The organism is Roseibium sp. RKSG952, assembly GCF_009711355.1.
Window position 1 is genome coordinate 52,982 of record NZ_SMMF01000931.1, and the last position, 22,986, is coordinate 75,967.

Here is a 22,986-nt window from a genome sequence, read left to right on the forward strand (position 1 = left end):
ATCACTTCAATGCTGACAACCCATGTTGTGCAAAAACAGGAACATAAGCGCCAAAAGCCTGCGCACGCGCAGGATCAGATGCATTCCCATCAAGTGCGCGCTTGTAGACCCCTTGCAGGATGCCCGCCATACGAAAGAAGTTGAAAGCAAGATAAAAGCCGAAGTTTTCGATACCCGATATCCCGCGACGCTCGCAATATCTGGCGATAAAGGCTTGGTCCGATGGTAGACCAAGGCTGTCACGATTGATACCGGCAAGCCCCCGTCCCTCTCTACCCGGTGGCATTTGCCATTGCATGATGACAGCAGCCAAATCGGCATATGGATGGCCAATCGTCGACAGTTCCCAGTCCAGAACCCCGATACAACGGCTGCCGTCGCGCTCAAACATCAGGTTGTCGATCCTGTAGTCACCATGCACCAGAGTTCTCTGACCATCATCTTCCGGAATCGAGGCTTCCAATGCAGAAATCAGGGCGTCCATATCTGCAATCTCGTTGGTTTCCGAAGCCCGGTACTGTTTGGTCCAACGCGCAATCTGACGTTCAAAGTAGTTTCCCGTCGGTCCATAGTCAGACAATCCAACCGCATCGATATCGACCATATGAAGCTCGGCCAGAACCCGGTTCATTTCGTCCAGTATTGCGGTTCTGGTTTCGTTGGATTCGCCTTTCATCGTCGGCTCTAGAAAGGTTCGCCCCTGCAAATGTTCCATTACATAAAAGGCGGATCCAATGATGTCGTCATCTTCGCATAGCAGATACATCTTGGGCACCGGCACCTTGCTGCCTGCAAGAGCGCTCTGCACACGAAACTCACGGTCAATAGCATGAGCCGATTTCAACAAGACACCAGGCGGTTTTCGCCTTAAAACAAAGCTTTTATCTGGAGTTTTTAACTCAAAGGTGGGGTTAGATTGCCCCACCGCAAACTTAGTAGCCTCCAGCGGGCCACGATGACCGTCCAGGTGATTTGCCAAATAGGCGTCGACAGCATCGATATCCAACGTATCGGTGCTCATAGCGCGTCGGCAAAAATATTGCCGCCCGTTACCACGTTGATACCGCCAGAGACAGGGATCACCGAACCGGTCACGTAGCTGCCACCGCGGCCGCAAAGGAACAACAAACAGCCCGCGATGTCTTCGTCGCGGCCTACTCTGCCCAGCGGCACGGATTTGCCTACCTTCTCCCTCTTTTCTTCGTCTGCTGTTGCGAAGGCGGTCATCCGCGAGACAAATGGTCCGGGGGCCAGCGCATTAACCGTAACGTTGTACGGGGCAAGTTCCTTGGCCATGATCCTTGTAAGGTGGATGACTGCCGCCTTCGAAGCCGAATAGCTGTAGGCCCCATCTCCCATAGGAACTTCACCCATAACTGACGCAACATTAACCACGCGCGCAGGATCGTCGCCGGATCCTGATTTCATCAAGATAGGCAGCAGCTTTTGCGTTAGGTCAAAGATACCGGCGACATTGACCGACATGACTTTTTCCCAGGCATGATAGGGAAATTGACCCAGCGGAGCCCCCCAACTTATGCCCGCATTATTCATCAGAATATCAAGGCGTTCCGTCCGGTTTTTGATTTCAGATACCAGCGCGTCAATACCTTCTTCTGTACTGATATCTCCTGCAAAACCCTCTGCAGTTCCCTCGGCATCAAGTGCGTTCAATTCTGCCGCCACAGCCTCACAGGAGTCTCCCTTTCGCGACGCGATCAACACTCTTGCGCCTGCTCGCACCAGCGCCTCGGCGGCCATGCGCCCGATACCTGTTGCACCGCCGGTGACCAGTGCAGTCTTACCCTGCAGGGAAAAGAGTTGTTCAGGGGTCATAGGGTGTCCTTTTCTAATCGACTGCTCTGTGTTGCCCGTTCTTACATAAACACAACCTCTCAAACCGAGGCTGTTTCGCTGTGCAGAATTACATTTCGCTAAATTCTTGACAACACATGCGGGTGGTTCAACTTTCTGTGCTTAACAGAGGCAATTACGAGAGACTCAAATGCAAGCATTACTCAGCGTCGCGCCAGGAGGCCCCGAGACTCTTGAATTGACCACAATGTCCGATCCGGAGCCGAAAAAGAACGAGTTGTTGATCAGAGTGCGGGCAGCAGGCGTCAATTTCCCGGACACACTGATTATTCAAGACCTTTATCAGATGAAGCCACCTCGCCCGTTTGCGCCGGGTGGTGAGGTTTCGGGTGAGGTCATCGCAACCGGATCTGGGGTTGAAGGTTTCCAGGTGGGTGATCGCGTTCTGGCGCTAACCGGCCATGGCGGATTTTCAACGCATCTGTGCATCAATGCATCTTCGGCGATCAAGTTTCCCGAGACGATGCCGTTTAAAGATGCCGCCTGCTTTATCTTCACGTACGGCACCTCCTACCACGCCCTGAAAGACCGGGCGGCGTTGAAACCCGGAGAAACGCTGTTGGTACTCGGGGCCGCCGGTGGCGTTGGGTCTGCAGCGATTGAGCTTGGGAAAACCATGGGCGCACGTGTAATCGCTGCGGTCTCTTCGGAGGACAAGGCCAAGTTTTGTCGCGAAATTGGCGCTGATGAAACGATCATCTATCCGCGAAAGCTCGACAGGGACGCACAGAAGGCTTTGTCAGCGGAGATTAAGCGGCTTTCCGGTGGTGAAGGTGTCGACGTGATCTATGATGCCGTCGGGGGTGAGTATGCTGAACCAGCGCTGCGCAGCATGGCGTGTAATGGTCGGTATCTGGTGGTTGGTTTTCCCGCAGGCATTCCCAGCATCCCTCTGAATTTGCCTCTGCTTAAAGGATGTCAGATCGTTGGGGTCTTTTGGGGAGCTGCAGTGTTTCGCGACCCTCAGGGCCACGCCGAAAATATAGGCGAGCTGTTTCAGATGTACCTGAACGAAAAGATAAAGCCTCGGATCAGCGCAAGTTATCCGCTGGATAAGGCGGCTGAGGCGTTAGACTTGCTGACGCAGCGATCTGTTCTCGGAAAGGTTGTTGTCACAATGGGCGATTGACCAACAATCTTTCAGCTCTCCCGACAAGACTGGTCACAGAGATTCACCAATGCTCGCCTCATAAGAGCAATGCTGGTGGACAGCCCCACCTTTTCGCGTTTAAGAGAAAGTATGGGGATAGTGAGATAATGCACAACGTTCTGGTTTTGAATGGCCCGAATCTCAACCTGCTAGGAACGCGGCAGCCTGAGGTTTATGGCCACACGACACTCAAGATGATCGAAGACCTGTGCGTTTCGCACGGCAACTCGATTGGGCTTACTGTATCGCATATGCAGTCAAATCACGAAGGCGCATTGATCGATGCGATACATGCCGCTCGTGGTGTGCAGGCCGGGATCGTGCTGAATGCCGGAGCTTTCACGCATACATCTGTGGCGCTGATGGATGCTATTTCTTCAGCCGAAGTGCCGGTTGTTGAAGTTCATCTTTCCAACATCCACGCGCGCGAAGCATTTCGCCACAAATCCTACATCGCACCAGTAGCCATCGGACAGATCTGTGGCTTTGGGGCCAAGGGGTATGTGCTGGCCCTTGATGCGTTGGCAGCTCATCTAAGTGATGGGGGCAGCGGATGAACCTTCATGAATATCTGAACTTCGTAAGTTATTCCACGACGCTTGAAGAGCTTTGGGATGGGCATTGTCGTCAGATGGCAGGATACGGTTTCGACCGCCTGCTCTACGGCTATACACAGTACCGGACAGAAACGTCGCTGGGTGATCCCGAAGACTTTGTGATACTGACCAATCATGGCGAAGGGTATCTGGAGGGTTTCCTGAAAGATGGCCTATACTTTAACGCTCCGATGTTGAAATGGGCGTTAAACCACGAAGGTGCTGCCAGCTGGAGCATGATCCATGAGATGATGTCCAGCGGTGTAATGACACCAGCTGAACGCAAAGTTTTTGATTACAACAAGTCCAAAGGCGTTACCGTCGGCTATACCGTCAGCTTCAACTCGGTCTCGGTACGTTCAAAGGGTGCGATCTCACTGTCGGACAGTAGTGGCCGAACGCAGGATGATCTGGATGCGCTCTGGGAGGAGCATGGTGACGACATCCTGCTTATGAACAATGTCGTGCATCTCAAGATTCTGACCCTGCCCTATAACGCGCCCAATCGCGCTTTGACAAAACGTCAGAAAGAAGCACTGCAATGGGTTGGTGATGGTAAGACCACGCAGGATATCGCCCTGTTGATGGGGCTCACATCGGCCACAGTTGAAAAGCACCTTCGCCTCGCTCGTGAGGCTCTGTCAGTCGAAACAACGGCTCAGGCTGTGCTGAAGGCATCGCTTCAGAACCAGATATTCGTCATGGAAGCCTGAGAGTAAAATCGGCGCTAATCCGCGTCAATTTACCTTAGGTAAGGAAATCATGACTTTTCGAATCTGGGCGTAAAATTGCAAAGTGATACTGTTCCGTGAGTGGTGGCTTTAGCCAGGGAACATTTGGTCGGATCTTTGCAATTCCAAAGCTCTCCGATCGCTCTGACAAAGGGGCGCCTATTCGTCCGCGTACCTGTGTCGGAAATTTTGGGGGGCCTCGACCATCCCCATCATGCGGGGCCCCTCAATCCAAATTATGATTGTTCTCAAGCTGCGCCTTTTGGGCGCTTTTTTTGTTCAGGCTTTTCCCTCGACATAAAAAAGCCGGCTACGCTTGGGCGTAACCGGCTCTTTTTTGATCACGGTCGCCCGTGAAATCGCGGGCTTAGCCCTGAGCTGCCTTGGCAACTTCGGCTGCGAAGTCTTCTTTTTCGACTACGATGCCTTCGCCAACTTCCAGACGGACGAAACCGGTGATGGTTGCGCCCGCCTCTTTGGCCGCCGCTTCGACGGTCAGGTCAGGGTTCACAACAAACGACTGGTTCAGCAGTGTCGATTCCGCAACGAATTTTTTCATACGGCCTTCGATCATCTTTTCGATCACCTGCTCCGGCTTGCCGGATTCGCGGGCGATGTCCATCTGGACCTGCTTCTCTTTTTCGACAACAGCCGGATCCATATCCGCTTCGGACAGAGCAGCAGGGTTCACAGCTGCGATGTGCATCGCAACCTGCTTGCCGATGGTTTCATCACCACCCGACAGAGCAACCAGAACGCCAATTTTACCCATGCCATTGGTGGCTGCGTTGTGGACGTAGGACACAACGGTGTCGCCCGACAGTTTGGCCATGCGGCGAACCGACATGTTTTCACCGATGGTGGCGATTTTGTCGGTCAGGGTATCAGCAACGCTCTTGCCGCCCAGATCGGCCGCCAGCAGAGCTTCGACATCGTCGACGCCTTCAGCTGCGTATGCGATCTTGCCGACCATTTCCTGAAACTCAGAGTTTTTCGCAACGAAGTCGGTTTCCGAGTTCACTTCAACAGCAACACCGTTGCCACCGTCGACGTGGACTGCAACCAGACCTTCAGCTGCGGTACGGCCCGATTTCTTGGCCGCTTTGGCCAGACCTTTGGTGCGCAGCCAATCAACGGCTTCGTCCATGTTGCCTTCGGTTTCGGTCAGCGCTTTTTTCGCGTCCATCATGCCTGCGCCGGTCGAGTCGCGCAGTTCTTTAACCATTGCTGCTGTGATTGCCATCTTTTGGCTCTCCTCAATTCAAACGGAATTGGGGCAGGTCTACCCTGCCCCATATGTCATTTACGTGACGGGCAGCTTACGCTTCGGCAGGAGTTTCTGCTTTTGCGGGGGCTTCTTCTTCTGCAACGGCTTCTTCGACCGGTGCTTCTTCGAAGGCACCCAGGTCAACGCCTGCAGCGCCCATCTGAGCGGTCATACCGTCCAGAGCGGCACGTGCGGCCAAGTCACAGTACAGCGAGATTGCGCGAGCTGCGTCGTCGTTGCCGGGGATGATGTAGTCAACGCCGTCGGGCGAGCAGTTGGTGTCGACAACAGCCACAACCGGGATACCCAGCTTGTTGGCTTCGGCGATGGCCAGCGCTTCTTTTTTGACGTCGATGACGAACAGCAGATCAGGAACGCCGCCCATTTCGCGGATACCGCCAAGCGAAGCCTGCAGTTTGCTCTGGTCACGCTCCATGCCCAGACGCTCTTTCTTGGTCAGGCCTTCGGCGCCCGATTCCATGGCTTCGTCGATCTGGTTCAGACGGTTGATCGACTGGGAAACGGTTTTCCAGTTGGTCAGCGTGCCGCCCAGCCAGCGGTGGTTCATGTAGTACTGAGCCGACTTTTCAGCCGCTTCAGCGATCGGACCAGCGGCCTGACGCTTGGTACCAACGAACAGAACGCGGCCACCTTTAGCGACGGTGTCACGAACGGCCTGCAGAGCCTGGTCCAGCATCGGAACGGTCTGGGTCAGGTCCATGATGTGGATGCCATTGCGCGAGCCGTAAATGAACGGGCCCATGCGGGGATTCCAACGCTGTGTCTGGTGACCAAAGTGAACGCCAGCTTCCAGCAGCTGACGCATGGAGAACTCGGGAAGAGCCATGCTATGTTTTCCTTTTCCGGTTTACGCCTGGGCGGGGGTGAAAGAAGCGGATGCTCCAACCGGCGGTCTTGATGAGGATGTCTCCCTCAAAAAGCCCAAACCCCGCCTGCGGGTTTGAATGGCGCGCGTATACGGCAGCTTTGGATATAGCGCAAGGGCCAATCGCCCTTATTTTTCAAGCCGCGCCAAGCTGTGCGCGTGGCGCACGGCCTCTTCACAATGCGCAGCCAGTGCCTTGCGATTTTCAAAGTCGCAAACCCGGGCCGGAGAGTGATAGATCAGTTCGACAGTACCTTGCCGCCGCGCGCCGAGCGTCTTGAGCAGATGAGGTCCAAAATCCATGTCGCCCCACCAGCCATAGAAGCGATCGGGTTGTCCGATTGGGGCGTGAAACACTACCGATACTGGCTGGACGAACATGAAATCGCGCAGCTCGTCTGAGAAGAACGCAGCAAAAAGCGTTGTTTTAAAAGGCAAAACCCGCAAACCATCGGTCGATGTGCCTTCGGGAAAGAACAACAACTTGTGTCCTGCTTTGAGGCGTTCTTCGAAAATCTGGGTTTGCTCACGCGCTTTCTTGCGATCTCGTTCTATGAAAACGGTACCCGTGGCGCGTGCAAGCCAACCGATGACTGGCCATTTCGCCACCTCTGCTTTGGAGACAAAGTAGACGCGTTTGCGTGCGTTCAAAGCGAAAATGTCCAACCACGAAGTGTGGTTTGCCACGACCGCACCTCGTTCCCTCATCAATTCGCCCGAACTTTGAAAACCGATTCCGAGAATTCGGAAGGCATTGCGGCAAACAAATTGGGTGACAAACGGCGTTATCGGGCGCTTCACCCCAAACAGAGGCAGTTCAACAAGGCGGATGGTCAGCAGCACGATCAGGCCACCAAATACGAGCAGTGCCAGTGGCACGCCGCGCAGGATTACAAGCAGCCAGCCCAAAATACCCAGTTCGATTGGATCGGGGGCGTCTTCACTGTTCCAGAGTGGATCGTTCACCTGTTTAGGCTCCGCCATAGATGCGTTTTTGGCGTTCATTCATACGGGCTGTATCCAGGATCAGGCACACATCCGTGGTATTGAAGGCGTGATCAATGAAAGCCCCCTCGCCCACAAAGCCACCAAGCCTAAGATAGGCTTTGATCAGCGCGGGAACCTGAACCATTGCCGCGCGTCGGTCCAGCGCTTCGGGAGCGACAAGATCCATAGTCTGAAACACATTCGGTTGAGCCCGCACCCTCAGATCCGGTGGCGCCAGATGGTTGTGGTGCAACATCGAAAGTGGTTGCTCTAATTCCTGAACATCCGTTCCGTGAAAACTGGCAACCCCAAACAGAACCTCAATTCCTCGCTCGGCAACGTAGCCAGCAAGACCGTTCCAGAGGTGATACATGGCCGTTCCACCCCGATAGTCCGGATGCAGGCAAGACCGACCTAGTTCCAACAGCTTGCGACCGCTTTGCTTGAGTATGGTCAGGTCATATTCATCTTCGGAGTAGAATTGCCCAAGCTCGGCAGCGCGATCACTCGGCAACAGCCTGTAGACGCCGACCACCTCGCCCGTTGCATCGTCATAGGCCAGCATGTGATCGAAATAGGGATCGAAACGGTCCTGCTCCAGCCCAGCCTCATGGTCGACCATCTCACCGCCGCCACCAAGTTCACGAACAAAAACGTCATAGCGTAACCGCTGCGCAGCGCGCATTTCTTTTTCGGTTTCAGCCAGTTTGATCGTGAATGAGGGGCCAGCGTCCGGCATGACAGGCGTATCGGTCCTTTGTTGCTACGGCGGCTGATACCCCAGTTCTTCGACCGAAGGCAACAAGTGCGCGACTGGCTATTCCCGTTAACTTTTCTTAAACCAGTTTCACGGATCAAAGACCGGCATCAGAGCGATGCGTGTTCCGTCAATCACCACCTTCCCCTGCTCGCGGAAATTTACGGTGATTTTGCCCGCGATGTTGGACTGAACCTGTCCAACACCCCAGTCGGGGAAATCCGGGTGACGGACATACATGCCCGGTGCAAGAATGGCATTCAAATCTGTCATGCAGAGGCTCCGGTCCGGCAATAGGCAGATGTATCAGGAGGTACGCATGGGCGACACCAACGTCAACCTGGCCGAGTTAATCGGCTCTCGGATCTGTCACGATCTGATCAGCCCCATCGGGGCGATCACCAATGGGTTGGAGCTGTTGGATATGGTCGGTGCCGTACAGGGCCCCGAGATGGAACTGATATCAGGCAGCGTTGGTAGTGCAGGCGCGCGGATCCGGTTCTTTCGGGTGGCCTTTGGCTCGGCCAGCGATCACCCATTGGGACGTGCTGAAATCGCCGAATTGCACAAGGATATCGAACGCGCTGGCCGGGTGCGCGTCCATTGGGCACCAAGCGAGGCCATCCCGCGCAATCAGGTAAAGCTGGCCTTTCTCGCAATGATGTGCTGCGAAAGTGCAATGCCCATGGGCGGAGAGGTTGAAATCACCGTCCAGGGCGACCAGTGGCAGGTAATGGGTTCGGGCGACAAGCTGAATATTGATGGTGATCTATGGAAGAATGTCACAACCGGCCGCTTTCCAAACAAGATCACCCCGGCTCAGGTGCAATTCGCGTTGCTGCCTGAAACAGCCGGGATTCTGGGGCGGCGGGTCGCGGTGGAAACCACCTCAACCCGCGTCGTGATCAAGTTCTAGCTACGGGTCGTTCCGTTTCCGCGAACCAGATACTTGAAACTGGTCAATTGAGCTGCACCAACTGGGCCACGGGCATGCATCTTGCCAGTGGCGATCCCGATTTCAGCCCCCATGCCGAACTCTCCACCATCGGCGAACTGGGTCGAAGCGTTGTGCATCAGAATGGCACTGTCGAGACGTTCAAAGAACCGCGCGGCCGCCTCGGCGTCTTCGGTCATGATACAGTCTGTGTGGTTCGAGCCAAACTCGCGGATATGCGAGATCGCAGCGTCGATATCAGCAACTGGTTTTGCAGCAATGATGCTGTCGAGAAACTCTTTGCCCCAATCTTCGCCCGAAGCTGCCACGGTGCCATCAATCGCCAAAACGCCTTCTGCGTGAACTTCCACACCCGCTGCCAGAAGTGCTGCGATGACATCTTTCCCAAGCGTCTTTGCAACGTCCTGATGGATCAGCAGACATTCGGCTGCGCCACAGATGCCTGTGCGACGGGTCTTGGCGTTAAGTACGACGTCCAGCGTTTTCTGAGGATCAGCAGCTTTGTCGATATAGATGTGCACGATGCCCTCGAGGTGGGCAAATACCGGCACTCGGGCCTCGCGCTGGACTAACCCAACCAGCCCTTTACCGCCGCGCGGTACAATGACGTCCACATAGTCAGTCATGGTCAGCAATTCCTGAACTGCCGCGCGGTCCCGTGTGGGTACCAATTGAATTGCATCTTCAGGCAGGTTTGCGGCCTTCAGCCCCTCGACCAAGCAGGCATGGATAGCGGTTGAGGAATGGAAGCTCTCGGACCCGCCCCGCAGGATCACAGCATTTCCAGATTTCAGACAAAGCGCGCCTGCATCAGCAGTCACGTTCGGTCGGCTTTCGTAAATCACTCCGATAACGCCCAGCGGTGTTCGAACGCGCTGGATGTTCAGACCCGTCGGCATATCCCATTCCGAAAGAACCTCACCAACCGGATCAGTCTGCTCGGCAACGGTACGCAAGCCATCAACCATGCCCTGAATACGGGCCTCGTCCAGCATCAGGCGATCCATCATCGCCGGGCTCAAACCCTTTTCGCGGCCAAATTCCAGATCCTTCTGATTGGCTTCTATAATCTTCGCGCGGTTCTTCCAAACTGCGTCCGCTGCAGCGATCAGAGCGGCGTGTTTGCGTTCAGCGGTGGCAAAACCAAGGTCTTTGGACGCCTCTTTCGCACGTTTTCCAAGATCGGCCATCAGGGCGGGGATGTTGTCGAAATCCTTCATTTTATGTGCCTTTCAGGTCGGAGTATTCTAATTTGTAGTTCGCGTTTTTACAGAGCCAGATCGTCACGATGAACCAAAGCAGCCCTGCCCGGATAACCCAATGTGGCCTCGATTTCCGAGGATTTGCGCCCTTTGATGGCATCGGCTTCTTGTGCAGTATAACGGCTGAGACCTTGTGCCAGCCGCCGAGCATCGGGATCTAATATCGCTACCGGATCACCGCGCCCGAAATCGCCGGTCACTTCGACGATACCAGCGGGTAGCAAGCTCTTACCATTCGCAAGTGCCCGCGCAGCACCTTCATCTACGGTGATTTCTCCACGTGGCTTCATAGCAGAAATCCAGCGCTTGCGGGCCGCATGCGGATCAAGCGTTGCGGTAAACCAGGTGCAGCTCGCGCCATTTTCAAGCGTTTTCAGAGGGTTCAGCGGGGATCCTTCAGTGATCGCCATATCGCAACCGGCGGCAATAGCCATCTTACCAGCCAGCAATTTGGTTTTCATGCCACCTTTGGACAATCCAGAACCGGCATCACCGGCCATCGCTTCGATCTCGGGCGTGATCTGGTCAATCACATCGTAGCGCGTGGCGGTGGGATCTTCGTTAGGATTGCCGGAATAGAACCCATCCACATCCGACAGAAGGATCAATTGATCAGCACCCACTGTCACCGCGATCTGTGCCGCCAGACGATCATTATCGCCATATCGGATCTCGTCCGTCGCAACTGTGTCGTTTTCATTAACGATCGGCACAACGCCAAGACTCAGCAGAGTTTCCAAGGTGGCGCGAGAGTTCAGGTACCGCCTCCGGTCTGCACTGTCCTCAAGCGTTACCAATACCTGGGCCGTTTTGATCTCATGCGGGGCAAGCGCCTCTTCATAGGCACGCGCCAGCTTGATCTGACCTACGGCGGCAGCGGCCTGAGACTGCTCGAGCGGCAGATTTGCCAAAGGCAACCCAAGAACCCCACGCCCAAGGGCGATTGAGCCTGACGATACCAGGATAACATCCGTTCCCTGCCCCTTGAGCCAAGCAACGTCCTGCGCCAGTGAATGCAACCAGTCTGAGCGCAGCAATCCCGTTTCGCGGTCTACAAGCAGTGCAGACCCGATTTTGACAACCAGGCGTTTAGCAGTGCTTAGGGTTGCCAAGACTGCGCCTCCTCAGTGGGCTTTTGCCGCAGGCGATTTTCATCAATTTCCGCGCGCAGAGCACGCAATACTTCAGTGACGCCCAGATGAGCTACACCAGACATCGTCATGACAGGGCCACCGACAGCTTCTTCCAGCTCAGTCTTGGCGAGTTCGAGCTCTTCTCCATCCAAAGCATCAACTTTATTCAATACCGTGATCCGCGGTTTCTCCGCCAACTCACCACCATAAGCTTCCAGCTCATGAATGATTGTTCGATAGTCTTCAGCCACGGTTTCAGAGGTGCCATCAACCAGATGCAGCAGAACGGCACAGCGTTCGACATGACCCAGGAAGCGGTCACCAATGCCGCGCCCTTCGTGTGCGCCTTCGATCAAGCCGGGAATGTCGGCCACTACAAATTCGACGTTATCGACACCTACAACACCTAAGTTTGGGTGCAGAGTTGTAAACGGATAATCGGCAATCTTCGGACGCGCGTTGGAAGTTGCGGCGAGGAAGGTTGATTTGCCGGCATTTGGCATACCCAGCAGACCCACATCGGCAATCAGCTTAAGTCGCAGCCAGATGGTGCGATCGATGCCGCCCTGTCCGGGATTGGCGCGGCGTGGTGCCTGGTTGGTGGCCGATTTGAAATGCAGGTTGCCGAAGCCGCCATTTCCACCTTTGGCCAGCAGAACACGTTGACCGACCTCGGTCAGGTCACAAATGACGGTTTCCTCGTCCTCATCAAGGATTTCGGTGCCGACGGGTACACGCAGGACGATGTCATCACCATCCTTGCCAGTACGTTGCTGACCACGACCGGGTTGGCCATTCTTGGCAAAGAAGTGTTGCTGATAACGGAAGTCGATAAGGGTGTTCAGCCCATCCACAACTTCGGCCCAGACGGACCCGCCCTTACCGCCGTCGCCGCCGTCGGGACCGCCGTATTCAATGTACTTTTCGCGCCGAAAGCTGACGCACCCGCCACCGCCGGCCCCGGACCGGATGTAGACCTTTGCAAGATCGAGAAATTTCATGACTGTCCCCTAATGCAAAGGCCCCATCGGCCACAAGTCAGAGTTTTTTACTGTACGTCCAGGTGGGCACATTTGCATCGCGCGCCACCGAATAGCTTTCGGCATCACCAAGGTATTCAAACCCGCAATGAGTCAGCACCCGGGCCGACGCCGGATTGTCCTGAAACACGCTGGCGAACATGTTCGAGTTTTCCAGCGGGTTGGCCAGAACCAACGCTTCGACTGCCAGTGAAGCAATACCGGTATTCCAATAGAGCGGAGCGACCCAATAGCCCACTTCGGACTGATTGCGGTCGAGACCCTGAAGCGAGATCAGGCCAATCAGCTCTGGTCCACCATCCTTGGTGGCATCCATGGCCCAAACGTCCTCTTCCCGCTCTTCCGACATCGCACGCGTTACAAAAGCCTCGGTCGAACCGGGCGGTAGCGGATGCGGAATGGTTGTGGTCATGCGTGCAACACGCTCATCGCCTGCATAATGCTCGATGAGACCCATATCCGAACGGCGCAGTGGGCGCAGATCGAACCGCTCGGTTTCTATGACCGGCTGATTTATTATTGTCTCAAGTTTCATGAGTGCGTTCCTCCTCCGAACAACACAAAAAGTACGGACGCAACAGTGAGACTCGCTAACGTCCACATCAGATATTTTTCCGCGGGTCGACCTTCAACCACGTGGGCAATTCTATCTCCGGCAAATGTCCAGATCGGGTGTAAAATCACCTGACAAAACAATAAACAGAGAGCGATCGTGAACGTTGCGTTAAAGGTGGGCGTGCCAGCCGCAACGAACCCGGTAAACCCGGCAATGATCATGGCCCAAGCCTTTGGATTAAGGGGATGAACAATCAAACCCGCCCAAAAACCAGGCACTTCTCCGGTGGTCTCACTGCGTGAAAGGCGCAGATTGGCGATCTTCCAGGCCAGCCAGCAGATATACGCCGCTGAGGCGTATTTCAGGACCGTAAAGACCATCGGCGCCTGATCCGCGAGCTGAAGCAGACCAAAACCTACCGGCCAGATGATCAGCTGTTTGCCCAAGATGACACCAGCCACAAACGGCAGCGCGGCTTGGAACCCATACCGCGCACCTGTGCCCAATAGAACCATGTTGGCAGGACCTGGCGTGCCGACCTGACTTGCAGCGAAAATCAGGAAGCTGGTTGTGGCGACTGTCATTGCTGCGCCTCCCAATCCCTGCGTGTCAAAAGCACGTCCTGAATGGTCACATCTTCGTTTGTCGAACGTACCGTCGCTGCGTGTTGGCCGTCGGGCTTGAACCCTAGCTTCGTTAGAACGGCCTTGGACCGCTCATTGCCCAGGTGATAACCAGACGTGAGCTCGGACCGATCGGACCGAAAGAACCGTGCAATCATCGCACGGCAGGCCTCGGTGACGAAGCCCCGCCCCCACGATCCTTTCTCGACCCAATAGCCCAACTGGGAACCGGTTGAGATGCAGCCGACCAAAGCGTCGTCTTTAGTAATGGCAAAGGCATCGTGCTCATTGGCCATGATGTCGATGAATTCTGCCGAATGCGTGTCCCCGTAAGGGTGCGGTACTACTGTCAGCCACCGCGCCACCTCAAGGTCGTTCAGAAGTGTGACCAGACGCGACGAATCCTCACGCCGGAACCGACGCAGGACAAGACGCTCTGTTTTGATCACTTCGGTCATAAGACCACTCCTGAAAACGAGAAAGGGGACCGGCACTTTGTGCCGGTCCCCCATGAATTTTTCTTAAACCTCTGGGTTTCGGCTTACTCTGCGGCCTCCGCCACTGGCAGGACCGAAATAAAGGTGCGGTTTTTGAGTCCCTTGTGGAACTTCACGGCGCCATCGACAGTTGCAAAGATCGTGTGGTCTTTGCCAATGCCTACGCCTTCGCCCGGCCAGAACTTGGTGCCGCGCTGACGTACGATGATGTTACCTGCGATGGCTGCCTGGCCACCATACAGTTTCACGCCAAGGCGGCGACCAGCTGAGTCGCGACCGTTACGGGAGGAACCGCCAGCTTTTTTATGTGCCATTCTCTCTCTCCTTAGCCTTTGGCCAGCTCTTTGGCCTGCTCAACCCACTCGGGTTTCACTTTGACCGTTTCGATAGCAGCAATCTGCTCGTCCGACAAGGCGGCCAGAGCAGCAAAGCTCTCGATACCGGCTTCGGCCAGCTTTTTGGCAGCGGCAGGGCCGACACCGTTCAGCTTGGTCAGATCATCAGCGGCAGCAGCAGCGGCAGGTGCCTCTGCCTTGGCTTCAGCTTTTTTCGCAGCAGGCTTTTTAGCCGCCGGAGCAGCTTCGCCAGCCGGAGCCGAACCGGTTGCAGCTTTGATGCCTGACTTGTCAGCGCCCGACGACAGGATGTCGGTGATTTTGACCAGAGTCAGTTTCTGACGGTGGCCAACGGTACGCTTCGAGCTGTGCTTACGACGGCGCTTGACGAATTTGATGACCTTGTCACCTTTGATCTGTTCGATCACTTCGGCCTGTACGCCTGCGCCTTCGACGAAAGGTGAACCAACAACCGGAGCATCACCGCCCAGCATCAGAACGTCGTTGAATTGAACAGTTTCACCTGCGTCGGCAGCCAGTTTTTCAACGCGGAGGATATCACCCGCCTGAACCTTGTACTGCTTGCCGCCAGTCTTGAGGACCGCAAACATGCGTCTTTCCTTTTCATACCCGCGTTCTGTGGTCCCCAATCGGGTGTTTTGGCCTAGGCCACCTCGAACAGCGCGCCCTTTTCGGGCTGTGTGACGACCCTGGAGCGAACCCCATAGGTCAAATAATAACGAGACCCGGCGCGGAGATTCCGGCCGGGATGCGCGCTTATCTAAATATTCGGGTGGAAAGTCAACCCAGAACCGGCATCACAATTCGGATGCCCCAACAACACGCCCAACAGCCATTCCAAGCTGGTATGAAGTCTCGTTAAACATCTCGTCAAGACCAATGAACAGGGCGTCGTTCAATGCCCGCCCTGCATCGGTTCTGGAAAAAGCGATGTTTTCCCGCATTTGGGCTTCGTTCAGCGGCCGATACGCCAGCAACAAGAACGAATATAACCAATTGCGGGTCACAGTTTCGGTCTCGTCTTTCTGCGCAAGAAGCTCGGCCAGCATCTCGCCATCATCACCAACGATCCCCTGCCCGTCCATGATACCGCGGAAGAACCTGTAATCGGAACTGAAAGAACCCTGTACGTTGCGCTCGATTAGATCGTTGATCTCGATGTATTCTTCAATAAGCCGAAAGAACTCAGACTGTCTGTCCATATCTTCGTATGATGACTGAGCCATTTCCTCGACCGCCTCATCCGAAAAGGCACGGCGTGCCGAGTTTTCCAATGCGACGATAGTCTTGCCCAAATCGCTTTCGAAAAAGATCGCTGCCTGTTCAAGCTGCTTGTCATTCATCCTTGCATCAAGAGCATCGGTTATCTTCGATCGCATCCAGGTTGGGTCAAATGTATCATCAACCTGCGCATGAAAGAACGTCCCGCCGGCCCCGCTTAGAAGCATCTCATCCAGCTCGCGTCCCTGAGTCAGCCCTTCTTCGCGGAAAATCTCAACGACCTGATCCAACTGCATCGCTGTGGCCAGTCGTTCAACATATTCACTGGCCGAAACGGGCGCGGCCCATAGCAGGATGACAGAGGCAAAGGTTGCGATCAGACGCATCATATATCTTGTGCCGGACGCAGTTCCGCCATTCTGGCGGCAAGAACCTCGAACCGCATCGCCATGATTTCGTACTGAATGGCATTCAGAAGTTCATAAACTTCCTGCATCAATGGCTGCTCAAGCGCATCAGCATAGGCGTCAATATCCGTGTCCGAGAAGTCCTGATAGGTGTAAGCTGCGCCGACCAAAGCTGAAAGCTGGATCGACTGACGCATCTGAGCCTCGTTCCTTCGCAACACCTCACGAAGTTCATCCCCGCTGAATTGCAGATCTATGACACCCGAAGCACTTGCGGCCAGAAGGAACCTCAGTTGAATTTCCTGTAACGCGCGCAGCGACGTATCGCTTGAATCGATTGCGCGGTTCATCCTCTTCAGGCCTTCGACACGATCTGATCCTGATCTGACGAGATCCGAGATGATTTCCTGCCCTTCAAGCTGTTTCGCGTCATCATCTTCGACCATATGCGAGGCATTTTCCGCCTCGACCAATCGTTGTCCAAGATCTGAGGCGTAAAACTCGACGGCATGGTTTAGCGCTTCGTCGCGAAGTGTCTGCTCGAGAATCGATACAGCAGTTTCATGCATCTCCTCGGTATCGAAAACTTCTTCGGTTAAGCGCGTCCAATCGGCCCCGAAACCATCAGGGTCGATGCCCAGCATTTGCGGAGCCGAGGCAGAAGCGAGCGCAATACTCTCGAGGGCGACATCAAACCCTGTCGTAGTCAAAAAGGCCTCAATTCGGTCCCGGCTTGCGGCCTCAACCGGCATTGGGTTTGAAACGAGTGCCACCATCGGCACAACCAGGCAGAAAATCATGTAGCGGATGCTGTATGTCATAGGCTTCAGCCTAGGCCTTTTCCGAGGACAGGCAATGGAAAATCCATCGATTGCGAATTTCAGGAATTTTCTGCTTGCACCCCTGCGCGTTCATCACTAAATCCCCCCCTCACAGACCCCCGCGGAGAGGTGCCGGAGTGGTCGAACGGGGCGGTCTCGAAAACCGTTGTCGGTGCAAGCCGACCCAGGGTTCGAATCCCTGTCTCTCCGCCATAAGCTTACCTTGGCATGTCAACTCAAGTGTTGGAAATCACAGCATTTCAACTCGCTATTTTGGCGAGTGGCGTGATGTTGCCACCATCATACAGCCTGATCAGCGTCGCATAGCTCAAATCCCGGATATGAAAAGGTTTCCGGGGTTTTCCCCTTTGAAGTCACATAGCTTTATTCCATCTCAGCGGCACATATTCCAAAGGAGATCGTCATGTCCCGCCTAATCCTTATTGTCGTCATCGCCGTGATCGGCATCGGCGCTTACTATTATGTAAACCAACCAGAACAAACACCGGCCGAGAAAATTCAATCAGCTGCAGAAGATGCAAGCGATGCGGTCGGTGAAGCGGCATCCGCAGCGCAGGAAGCAGCCAGTGATGCGCTCAATTCAGCGACTGAACAAGCAAGCGAAGCGGCATCCAGCATCGCCGATCAGGCAAATGCAGCCGCTGAACAGGCAGGTCAGGCTGCGACAGATCTTGCAAATCAGGCAAGCGATACTGCCACAGATCTGGCCAATCAGGCCACGGACACAGCAACCGACCTTGCCAATCAGGCAGGCGATCAGGTTGCGGCCCTAACTGGCCAAGGACAGGAGCTTTTCAACTCTTGGATTCAGGACGGCATGTTGACTGCGCAGCAGTTTGACTATGACAAGATGGTCGCGTCTGTGCAGGAAAGCTCGCTGACGCAAGAAATTAAAACGCAGGCCATCAAGATCCTGGATGATATCAAAGCAGCACCCGACACTGTGGTCGAGAAAATTCAGGAACTTCGCAATTTGCTGATCCAGCAATAACTTTTACGGGCCGGTGTGATCCGCCGGCCCGAACTCTTCTGTTATTCGGGGCCGTTCCGCTACGTTATGGGACAGAATAATTGACGCAGAGCGGCGCATTTGTTTGGCTCGGATCAATTCTGCCGCGAAAATATCTGGGGAGGGGTGCGATCATACTTGCATCGACACGGGTGACCAGCCTTCTTCCTCTCTGTCGCGCGGCAACAACTGCAAAGCCGAGGATGCACTCATGTCCCCTATCCCCTCATCAATGTCCGCGGTTATTCAAAAATTTGATGGCTATTCGAATACGGCCACGGGGCCTGTGATTGAAAACGCCGCTGACTGGCTGGAAGCCGCGCAAATCCCGGTGCCAAAGCCCGGCCCCGGACAAGTTCTCATCCGTTTGCGCACGGCGTCGGTTAACCCATCCGATATTCATTTCATCAAAGGCGAATACGGCCAGCCGCGCATCAAGGGAATGCCAGCAGGATTTGAAGGCTGCGGTGATGTGGTCGCCACCGGAACCGGTGCCGAAGCACTACAGGATCAGCGGGTTGCGTTTGTGGCAGCAGGATCTGGCGCCTGGGCCGAATACATCGTGACGCAAGCTCAGATGTGTATCCCTTTGCGCCCGGAAATCTCGGACGAGGACGGGGCGGCGCAAATCGTGAACCCCCTGACCGCGATGGCAATGGTCGATATCGCCCAAGGCGCGGGCAATGCCTTCGTTCTGTCCGCAGCCACCAGTCAGTTGGGTAAGCTGATGTGCAGCTTGGGACGGGATTTGGGATTGAATCCCATCGCGATGGTTCGCCGTGCTGAGACGGCAGAGACGCTTAAGGAATTGGGCGCGGCAGAGGTTCTGGCCACGACCGATACTGACATGATGTCAAAGTTTGCCAAAGTCAGCGCAGAACTGAAGCCACGCGTTTTTCTGGACGCCGTGGCTGATCAGATATCCGAGCAGGTGTTCTGCGCCATGCCGAACGTTGCCCGCTGGGTATGCTACGGAAAGCTCAGCACCGAGCTGCCGAAGCTGACACAAATGGGTCAGTTGATTTTCATGAACAAACGCATCGAAGGGTTCTGGCTGACGCAATGGATGATGTCGACCCCGCCTGCGGATCAAATGCGCGTGGTCGGAGAAGTTCAGGCCAGATTTGCCGACGGGCGTTGGAAAACTGATGTTTCTGAACGCCTTGCACTCAAGGATGTCGTACCAAATCTGGCGACGGCACTAAAAAAGAGTGACGGAAAGGTAATTATCACGCCATAGTAGAAAAGCGTCCCGGCTTTTGGAGGAGAACCGGGGCGCAAATGACGCCGGACGTACCGGTATAGGGAGGAGAGCTTGGATAATGCGCAGCTGTTGATCAGCGGGCTGGCGAATGGCTGTGTTTATGGCCTTATCGCACTGGGATTTGTACTGATCTACAAGGCGACCGAGGCAGTGAACTTCGCACAGGGCGATTTCATGATGCTGGGTGCCTTCGTGACGATCGGACTGACAAACACCGAATATATGGGTCTGCCGTTCTGGCTGGCTTTACCAATATCACTGGGGATCATGGGTGCATTGGGCTATCTGCTTGATCGCCTGATCATCCGCCGCCTCTTTGGCGAGAGCCAGACAGCCGTTGTTATTCTGACTATCGCTTTGGGCTTTGTTATTCGTTTTGTCGCCGGATTGATCTGGGGCCACGAACCCCAAACACTGCAAAATCCACTTGCCGGAAAAGAAGTGCGATTTGGCGGCCTTGTCCTCGGGATGGAGGATGTCGCGGTCATCGTGGTCACGGTTCTTCTGACCTGGGGTCTCTACGTTTTCTTCAGCAAAACAAAGCTGGGCCTTGCAATGCAGGGAGCGTCGCAAAACCAGCTTGCCGCCTACTATATGGGCATCCCGGTGAAGCGGGTTCAGGGGTTCATTTGGGCCTTGGCCGGGGTGGTTGCTGGTATAGCTGGCATTCTGTTTGCTGCTAAAGGCTCTGTTGACCCAACAACCGGTCTTTTGGGTATCAAGGCATTTGCCGCAGCGGTAATCGGCGGGTTCGGCAGTCTTCCCGGTGCACTTGCCGGCGGATTGATTGTTGGTGTGATTGAGCCCTTCGCCAGCCGCTATATCGCTGCCGGCTACAGTCAGATCGCCCCTTACGCGCTATTGCTGGCTGTCCTGATCTTCCGTCCCCACGGATTGTTCAGTCAGGTTCGGGTCAAAAAGGTCTAGATACATGCGCATAGTATTCAAGACCAATTACATGCAGGATATCCGTCCCTGGAAGGACGGGTATCAGCTGAGCCTTTACCTGCTCCTGTTGGCTGCGGTTGCGGCCGCTCCTTGGTGGCTGGACGAGTTCTATCTAGGTGAACTGACCAACGTACTGATCTGGGCGATTGCCGGGCTGGGTCTTATGGTTCTGACCGGACATACCGGACAAGTCAGTCTTGGGCACGCTGCCTTTCTGGCCTTTGGTTGTTACGCGAATGTCATCCTGATCGAGGCAGGAGTTCCGTTTCTTATCGCATTCCCGCTGGCTGGTGTATTGACCGGAATAGCCGGCGTTACAGTCGCCGTCCCTGCCCTACGATTGCACGGTATTTACCTTGCTATCTTTACGCTTGCCCTATCCATTCTCATGGATGACGTAATCGTTTTGGCAGAGCCCATTACAGGTGGAGTTGCTGGTAAGTATCTCGGTGGCGTTGAGATATTCGGTCATCTGGTTGATCGCTGGGCGACCCCGGATCAGTTCTTCTGGCTGGTGCTGTCGATCACTGTTCTTGTCACTCTTGGGTACATCAATCTGCTGAGGGCACCGCTAGGGCGCAGCTTCATCGCTGTCCGCGATTCCGAAGTGTCTGCTCAGGCAATGGGCGTGGACATTGCGCGGACCAAGATGATCTCTTTCGCATTGTCCTGCGCAGTCACAGGTTGGGCTGGCGCTTTGATGGGTCTATACGCCGGCGCATTCAACAACGAGACGTTCAGCGTTGTCATCTCGATCCAGCTACTCATGATGATTGTGATCGGCGGATTGGGTTCGATCCACGGTGCTTTCCTTGGGGCCATCGTGATTGGATTCCTGCCGCAGTTCCTTTCGATCTCCAAAGAATATGTCGGTGCCATTGTTGGTGGCGGCACAGTCGCCATTCCGGGGTTGGAGTTCGGCATTTTCGGTATGATCCTGATCGGCTTCATCCTTTTCGAACCAATGGGTATCTACGGTCGCTGGCTCAAGATCCGTACTTGGTTTGAACTGTTCCCGTTCTATCGCAAAGACATGTTCCGACGGCAGAAGTCGTATCTAAAGACGGAGCGTCTGAGATGAGTCTGCTGGAGTTTGAAAACGTCACTCTGAAATTCGGTGGCCTGACGGCAGTGAACGATCTGTCTTTTGAGGTTGAAGAAGGCGAGGTGTTCGCCATCGTTGGGCCAAACGGTGCGGGCAAATCTACTGTCTTCAACCTGATCTCGCGGTTCTATGATCCTTTTGCGGGATCCATCAGATATGATGGGCACGATCTACTGGTGGTCAAACCCTCGGGCGTTGCCGCCTATGGAGTTGCGCGTACGTTCCAAAACATTGAGTTGTTCGAACACGCCACGGTTTTACAGAACCTTCTGGTCGGACGTCATCGCCATCGCAAGACCAACCTAATCTCTGAAATTCTGTTTGCACCATCGGTTCGTCGGCAGGAGATAGAGAACAGAGAAAAGGTTGAGGAAATCATCGACTTTCTCGACCTACAGGCCTTCCGGGACAAGATGATCTCAGGCCTGCCCTACGGGGTCCGCAAGGTTGTGGAAGTCGCGCGCGCGCTGGCCACTGACCCCAAGCTTTTGTTGCTTGATGAACCCGCCTCGGGTTTGTCAGTCGAAGAAACCACGGATATGCGGTGGTGGATCGACGATATCCGGCGACAGATGGGGATCACCGTCCTGATGGTCGAGCATGACATGGGGTTGGTTTCAGGGGTTTCAGACCGGGTTCTTGCCATGGCCGACGGTGCCAAGTTGGCTCTGGGAACGCCTGCCGAAGTTCAATCCCATCCGGCCGTTGTAGAAGCTTATCTGGGTAAAGCATCATGAGCGAACCCATTCTGAAAATCCGCAATATCGAAAGCTTCTATGGCCCCATCATGGCCATACGTGGGGTTTCGCTGGACGTGCATGATGGGCAAATCGTGTCGATCCTTGGGGCAAATGGCGCTGGCAAGACAACGCTGATGAAAACGGTGTCCGGCGTAATGGATCCTGAAAAAGGTACCATCAACTTTGATGGCGAGGACATTCAGGGATCAGAACCGCACAAAGTTGTTCAAAAAGGCATCGTACATGTTCCAGAAGGTCGCGAGGTCTTTCCCCTGCTGACCGTGAACGAGAACCTGAGCCTTGGTGCGTACACGTCATCAGACAAAGGCCAGATCGAACACGATCGGGATTTGGTCTTCAGCTATTTCCCCATCCTCAAAGAACGCCGCCATCAAGAGGCTGGAACACTGTCAGGTGGACAGCAACAGATGCTGGCCATTGGTCGCGGCCTGATGGCAAACCCACGGATCATGTTGCTGGACGAACCATCGCTTGGTTTGTCTCCCCTGCTGGTGCAGGAAATTTTCGGCATTCTCAGTCGCCTGAATCATGAGCAAAACATGACGATGATGCTTGTTGAACAGAATGCAAATGCAGCGCTGGCACTGGCACACCATGGCTATGTGATGGAGGTCGGTCGCATCGTCATGGATGGGGCTGCGGATATCTTGATGCAGTCCGAAGACATCCAGAACTTTTATCTCGGTGTTCAAGAAGAAGGCTCGAGAGAAAACCGCCGCTGGAAGCGAAAAAAGACGTGGAGGTGAGCACAATGAACA

General features: G+C 54.8%; 27 protein-coding genes and 1 tRNA gene. 11 read left to right on the forward strand and 17 right to left on the reverse strand.

What is annotated here, in order from left to right; genetic code table 11:
* Nucleotide 1 precedes the first annotated feature (1 nt).
* Both E1297_RS24765 and E1297_RS24770 read right to left on the reverse strand, forming a co-directional pair.
* A complete protein-coding gene (locus E1297_RS24765) occupies nt 2–1,021 on the reverse strand; it encodes a phosphotransferase family protein (RefSeq protein ID WP_155143176.1) in 1,020 nt (339 codons plus the stop codon).
* Nucleotides 1,018–1,836: an SDR family NAD(P)-dependent oxidoreductase gene (locus tag E1297_RS24770; RefSeq protein WP_155143177.1), complete on the reverse strand. Its 819-nt coding sequence runs from the start codon at nt 1,834–1,836 to the stop codon at nt 1,018–1,020. Before E1297_RS24770 ends, E1297_RS24765 begins: the two co-directional genes overlap by 4 nt.
* Before the next feature lie 169 nt (nt 1,837–2,005).
* Here E1297_RS24770 and E1297_RS24775 point away from each other — a divergent pair, with 169 nt between their 5' ends.
* The 3 genes from E1297_RS24775 to E1297_RS24785 all read left to right on the forward strand — a co-directional run bounded on the left by E1297_RS24775 (nt 2,006) and on the right by E1297_RS24785 (nt 4,334).
* Nucleotides 2,006–3,004 carry an NADPH:quinone oxidoreductase family protein gene (locus E1297_RS24775; RefSeq protein WP_155143178.1) on the forward strand — a complete coding sequence of 333 codons (999 nt, stop codon included), beginning with the start codon at nt 2,006–2,008 and terminating at the stop codon, nt 3,002–3,004.
* 128 nt (nt 3,005–3,132) lie between these two features.
* Nucleotides 3,133–3,582, forward strand: coding sequence for a type II 3-dehydroquinate dehydratase (gene aroQ, locus E1297_RS24780; RefSeq protein ID WP_155143179.1), 450 nt, complete (start codon nt 3,133–3,135; stop codon nt 3,580–3,582).
* Nucleotides 3,579–4,334 (forward strand): autoinducer binding domain-containing protein, encoded by a 756-nt coding sequence (locus E1297_RS24785; RefSeq protein ID WP_155143180.1) that lies wholly within the window; start codon nt 3,579–3,581, stop codon nt 4,332–4,334. The genes aroQ and E1297_RS24785 overlap by 4 nt, the downstream gene beginning before the upstream one ends.
* Before the next feature lie 385 nt (nt 4,335–4,719).
* On the opposite strand, the gene tsf is transcribed toward E1297_RS24785, so the two are convergent.
* The 5 genes from tsf to E1297_RS24810 all read right to left on the reverse strand — a co-directional run bounded on the left by tsf (nt 4,720) and on the right by E1297_RS24810 (nt 8,522).
* Entirely contained in the window at nt 4,720–5,595 is an 876-nt protein-coding gene (gene tsf, locus E1297_RS24790; RefSeq protein WP_155143181.1) for a translation elongation factor Ts, read from the reverse strand.
* Nucleotides 5,596–5,671: 76 nt separating this feature from the next.
* On the reverse strand, nt 5,672–6,466 hold the full coding sequence (gene rpsB, locus E1297_RS24795) for a 30S ribosomal protein S2 (RefSeq protein WP_155143182.1): 795 nt from the start codon (nt 6,464–6,466) through the stop codon (nt 5,672–5,674).
* 168 nt (nt 6,467–6,634) lie between these two features.
* Complete coding sequence (locus tag E1297_RS24800; RefSeq protein ID WP_209015971.1) at nt 6,635–7,471, reverse strand: lysophospholipid acyltransferase family protein; 837 nt, start codon at nt 7,469–7,471, stop codon at nt 6,635–6,637.
* A gap of 4 nt (nt 7,472–7,475) precedes the next feature.
* The gene (locus tag E1297_RS24805; protein ID WP_155143183.1) at nt 7,476–8,231 is read right to left on the reverse strand and encodes a GNAT family N-acetyltransferase; all 756 of its coding nucleotides are present in this window, start codon (nt 8,229–8,231) and stop codon (nt 7,476–7,478) included.
* A 108-nt stretch (nt 8,232–8,339) separates the two neighbouring features.
* Complete coding sequence (locus E1297_RS24810) at nt 8,340–8,522, reverse strand: DUF3553 domain-containing protein (protein ID WP_008756567.1); 183 nt, start codon at nt 8,520–8,522, stop codon at nt 8,340–8,342.
* A gap of 46 nt (nt 8,523–8,568) precedes the next feature.
* Here E1297_RS24810 and E1297_RS24815 point away from each other — a divergent pair, with 46 nt between their 5' ends.
* Complete coding sequence (locus tag E1297_RS24815; protein WP_155143184.1) at nt 8,569–9,165, forward strand: histidine phosphotransferase family protein; 597 nt, start codon at nt 8,569–8,571, stop codon at nt 9,163–9,165.
* On the opposite strand, the gene E1297_RS24820 is transcribed toward E1297_RS24815, so the two are convergent.
* The 10 genes from E1297_RS24820 to E1297_RS24865 all read right to left on the reverse strand — a co-directional run bounded on the left by E1297_RS24820 (nt 9,162) and on the right by E1297_RS24865 (nt 17,120).
* Nucleotides 9,162–10,424 (reverse strand): glutamate-5-semialdehyde dehydrogenase, encoded by a 1,263-nt coding sequence (locus E1297_RS24820; RefSeq protein ID WP_155143185.1) that lies wholly within the window; start codon nt 10,422–10,424, stop codon nt 9,162–9,164. The genes E1297_RS24815 and E1297_RS24820 overlap by 4 nt on opposite strands.
* Before the next feature lie 47 nt (nt 10,425–10,471).
* Nucleotides 10,472–11,578 carry a glutamate 5-kinase gene (gene proB / locus E1297_RS24825; RefSeq protein WP_155143186.1) on the reverse strand — a complete coding sequence of 369 codons (1,107 nt, stop codon included), beginning with the start codon at nt 11,576–11,578 and terminating at the stop codon, nt 10,472–10,474.
* Nucleotides 11,566–12,600: a GTPase ObgE gene (gene obgE, locus E1297_RS24830; RefSeq protein WP_155143187.1), complete on the reverse strand. Its 1,035-nt coding sequence runs from the start codon at nt 12,598–12,600 to the stop codon at nt 11,566–11,568. The genes proB and obgE overlap by 13 nt, the downstream gene beginning before the upstream one ends.
* Nucleotides 12,601–12,637: 37 nt before the next feature.
* Nucleotides 12,638–13,174: a GNAT family N-acetyltransferase gene (locus E1297_RS24835; protein WP_155143188.1), complete on the reverse strand. Its 537-nt coding sequence runs from the start codon at nt 13,172–13,174 to the stop codon at nt 12,638–12,640.
* Nucleotides 13,171–13,779, reverse strand: coding sequence for a LysE family translocator (locus tag E1297_RS24840; protein WP_155143189.1), 609 nt, complete (start codon nt 13,777–13,779; stop codon nt 13,171–13,173). The genes E1297_RS24835 and E1297_RS24840 overlap by 4 nt, the downstream gene beginning before the upstream one ends.
* On the reverse strand, nt 13,776–14,276 hold the full coding sequence (locus tag E1297_RS24845; RefSeq protein WP_196223402.1) for a GNAT family N-acetyltransferase: 501 nt from the start codon (nt 14,274–14,276) through the stop codon (nt 13,776–13,778). The genes E1297_RS24840 and E1297_RS24845 overlap by 4 nt, the downstream gene beginning before the upstream one ends.
* Before the next feature lie 83 nt (nt 14,277–14,359).
* The gene (gene rpmA, locus E1297_RS24850; RefSeq protein WP_050602452.1) at nt 14,360–14,629 is read right to left on the reverse strand and encodes a 50S ribosomal protein L27; all 270 of its coding nucleotides are present in this window, start codon (nt 14,627–14,629) and stop codon (nt 14,360–14,362) included.
* Between the two features lie 11 nt (nt 14,630–14,640).
* A complete protein-coding gene (locus tag E1297_RS24855) occupies nt 14,641–15,261 on the reverse strand; it encodes a 50S ribosomal protein L21 (protein WP_155143191.1) in 621 nt (206 codons plus the stop codon).
* A 207-nt stretch (nt 15,262–15,468) separates the two neighbouring features.
* Nucleotides 15,469–16,278, reverse strand: coding sequence for a DUF2059 domain-containing protein (locus E1297_RS24860; RefSeq protein WP_155143202.1), 810 nt, complete (start codon nt 16,276–16,278; stop codon nt 15,469–15,471).
* Complete coding sequence (locus E1297_RS24865; RefSeq protein ID WP_155143192.1) at nt 16,278–17,120, reverse strand: DUF2059 domain-containing protein; 843 nt, start codon at nt 17,118–17,120, stop codon at nt 16,278–16,280. The genes E1297_RS24860 and E1297_RS24865 overlap by 1 nt, the downstream gene beginning before the upstream one ends.
* 123 nt (nt 17,121–17,243) lie before the next feature.
* On the opposite strand from E1297_RS24865, the gene E1297_RS24870 reads away from it, so the two are divergent.
* The 7 genes from E1297_RS24870 to E1297_RS24900 all read left to right on the forward strand — a co-directional run bounded on the left by E1297_RS24870 (nt 17,244) and on the right by E1297_RS24900 (nt 22,974).
* Nucleotides 17,244–17,333: transfer RNA gene (locus tag E1297_RS24870), tRNA-Ser, on the forward strand.
* A 211-nt stretch (nt 17,334–17,544) separates the two neighbouring features.
* A complete protein-coding gene (locus tag E1297_RS24875) occupies nt 17,545–18,132 on the forward strand; it encodes a hypothetical protein (protein ID WP_155143193.1) in 588 nt (195 codons plus the stop codon).
* A gap of 229 nt (nt 18,133–18,361) precedes the next feature.
* On the forward strand, nt 18,362–19,390 hold the full coding sequence (locus E1297_RS24880) for a zinc-binding dehydrogenase (RefSeq protein WP_155143194.1): 1,029 nt from the start codon (nt 18,362–18,364) through the stop codon (nt 19,388–19,390).
* Nucleotides 19,391–19,465: 75 nt separating this feature from the next.
* Nucleotides 19,466–20,341 carry a branched-chain amino acid ABC transporter permease gene (locus E1297_RS24885; RefSeq protein WP_155143195.1) on the forward strand — a complete coding sequence of 292 codons (876 nt, stop codon included), beginning with the start codon at nt 19,466–19,468 and terminating at the stop codon, nt 20,339–20,341.
* Nucleotides 20,342–20,345: 4 nt separating this feature from the next.
* Nucleotides 20,346–21,443, forward strand: coding sequence for a branched-chain amino acid ABC transporter permease (locus tag E1297_RS24890; RefSeq protein WP_155143196.1), 1,098 nt, complete (start codon nt 20,346–20,348; stop codon nt 21,441–21,443).
* On the forward strand, nt 21,440–22,204 hold the full coding sequence (locus tag E1297_RS24895; protein ID WP_155143197.1) for an ABC transporter ATP-binding protein: 765 nt from the start codon (nt 21,440–21,442) through the stop codon (nt 22,202–22,204). The genes E1297_RS24890 and E1297_RS24895 overlap by 4 nt, the downstream gene beginning before the upstream one ends.
* The gene (locus E1297_RS24900; protein ID WP_155143198.1) at nt 22,201–22,974 is read left to right on the forward strand and encodes an ABC transporter ATP-binding protein; all 774 of its coding nucleotides are present in this window, start codon (nt 22,201–22,203) and stop codon (nt 22,972–22,974) included. The genes E1297_RS24895 and E1297_RS24900 overlap by 4 nt, the downstream gene beginning before the upstream one ends.
* Nucleotides 22,975–22,986 lie beyond the last annotated feature (12 nt).

Excerpts from the sequence above, each read along its gene's own strand:
- E1297_RS24765 (WP_155143176.1), bottom strand. The coding sequence starts at position 1,021 with ATGAGCACCGATACGTTGGATATCGATGCTGTCGACGCCTATTTGGCA.
- E1297_RS24770 (WP_155143177.1), bottom strand. The coding sequence starts at position 1,836 with ATGACCCCTGAACAACTCTTTTCCCTGCAGGGTAAGACTGCACTGGTC.
- E1297_RS24775 (WP_155143178.1), top strand. The coding sequence starts at position 2,006 with ATGCAAGCATTACTCAGCGTCGCGCCAGGAGGCCCCGAGACTCTTGAA.
- aroQ (WP_155143179.1), top strand. The coding sequence starts at position 3,133 with ATGCACAACGTTCTGGTTTTGAATGGCCCGAATCTCAACCTGCTAGGA.
- E1297_RS24785 (WP_155143180.1), top strand. The coding sequence starts at position 3,579 with ATGAACCTTCATGAATATCTGAACTTCGTAAGTTATTCCACGACGCTT.
- tsf (WP_155143181.1), bottom strand. The coding sequence starts at position 5,595 with ATGGCAATCACAGCAGCAATGGTTAAAGAACTGCGCGACTCGACCGGC.
- rpsB (WP_155143182.1), bottom strand. The coding sequence starts at position 6,466 with ATGGCTCTTCCCGAGTTCTCCATGCGTCAGCTGCTGGAAGCTGGCGTT.
- E1297_RS24805 (WP_155143183.1), bottom strand. The coding sequence starts at position 8,231 with ATGCCGGACGCTGGCCCCTCATTCACGATCAAACTGGCTGAAACCGAA.
- E1297_RS24810 (WP_008756567.1), bottom strand. The coding sequence starts at position 8,522 with ATGACAGATTTGAATGCCATTCTTGCACCGGGCATGTATGTCCGTCAC.
- E1297_RS24815 (WP_155143184.1), top strand. The coding sequence starts at position 8,569 with ATGGGCGACACCAACGTCAACCTGGCCGAGTTAATCGGCTCTCGGATC.
- E1297_RS24820 (WP_155143185.1), bottom strand. The coding sequence starts at position 10,424 with ATGAAGGATTTCGACAACATCCCCGCCCTGATGGCCGATCTTGGAAAA.
- obgE (WP_155143187.1), bottom strand. The coding sequence starts at position 12,600 with ATGAAATTTCTCGATCTTGCAAAGGTCTACATCCGGTCCGGGGCCGGC.
- E1297_RS24835 (WP_155143188.1), bottom strand. The coding sequence starts at position 13,174 with ATGAAACTTGAGACAATAATAAATCAGCCGGTCATAGAAACCGAGCGG.
- E1297_RS24840 (WP_155143189.1), bottom strand. The coding sequence starts at position 13,779 with ATGACAGTCGCCACAACCAGCTTCCTGATTTTCGCTGCAAGTCAGGTC.
- E1297_RS24845 (WP_196223402.1), bottom strand. The coding sequence starts at position 14,276 with ATGACCGAAGTGATCAAAACAGAGCGTCTTGTCCTGCGTCGGTTCCGG.
- rpmA (WP_050602452.1), bottom strand. The coding sequence starts at position 14,629 with ATGGCACATAAAAAAGCTGGCGGTTCCTCCCGTAACGGTCGCGACTCA.
- E1297_RS24855 (WP_155143191.1), bottom strand. The coding sequence starts at position 15,261 with ATGTTTGCGGTCCTCAAGACTGGCGGCAAGCAGTACAAGGTTCAGGCG.
- E1297_RS24860 (WP_155143202.1), bottom strand. The coding sequence starts at position 16,278 with ATGCGTCTGATCGCAACCTTTGCCTCTGTCATCCTGCTATGGGCCGCG.
- E1297_RS24865 (WP_155143192.1), bottom strand. The coding sequence starts at position 17,120 with ATGACATACAGCATCCGCTACATGATTTTCTGCCTGGTTGTGCCGATG.
- E1297_RS24875 (WP_155143193.1), top strand. The coding sequence starts at position 17,545 with ATGTCCCGCCTAATCCTTATTGTCGTCATCGCCGTGATCGGCATCGGC.
- E1297_RS24880 (WP_155143194.1), top strand. The coding sequence starts at position 18,362 with ATGTCCCCTATCCCCTCATCAATGTCCGCGGTTATTCAAAAATTTGAT.
- E1297_RS24890 (WP_155143196.1), top strand. The coding sequence starts at position 20,346 with ATGCGCATAGTATTCAAGACCAATTACATGCAGGATATCCGTCCCTGG.
- E1297_RS24895 (WP_155143197.1), top strand. The coding sequence starts at position 21,440 with ATGAGTCTGCTGGAGTTTGAAAACGTCACTCTGAAATTCGGTGGCCTG.
- E1297_RS24900 (WP_155143198.1), top strand. The coding sequence starts at position 22,201 with ATGAGCGAACCCATTCTGAAAATCCGCAATATCGAAAGCTTCTATGGC.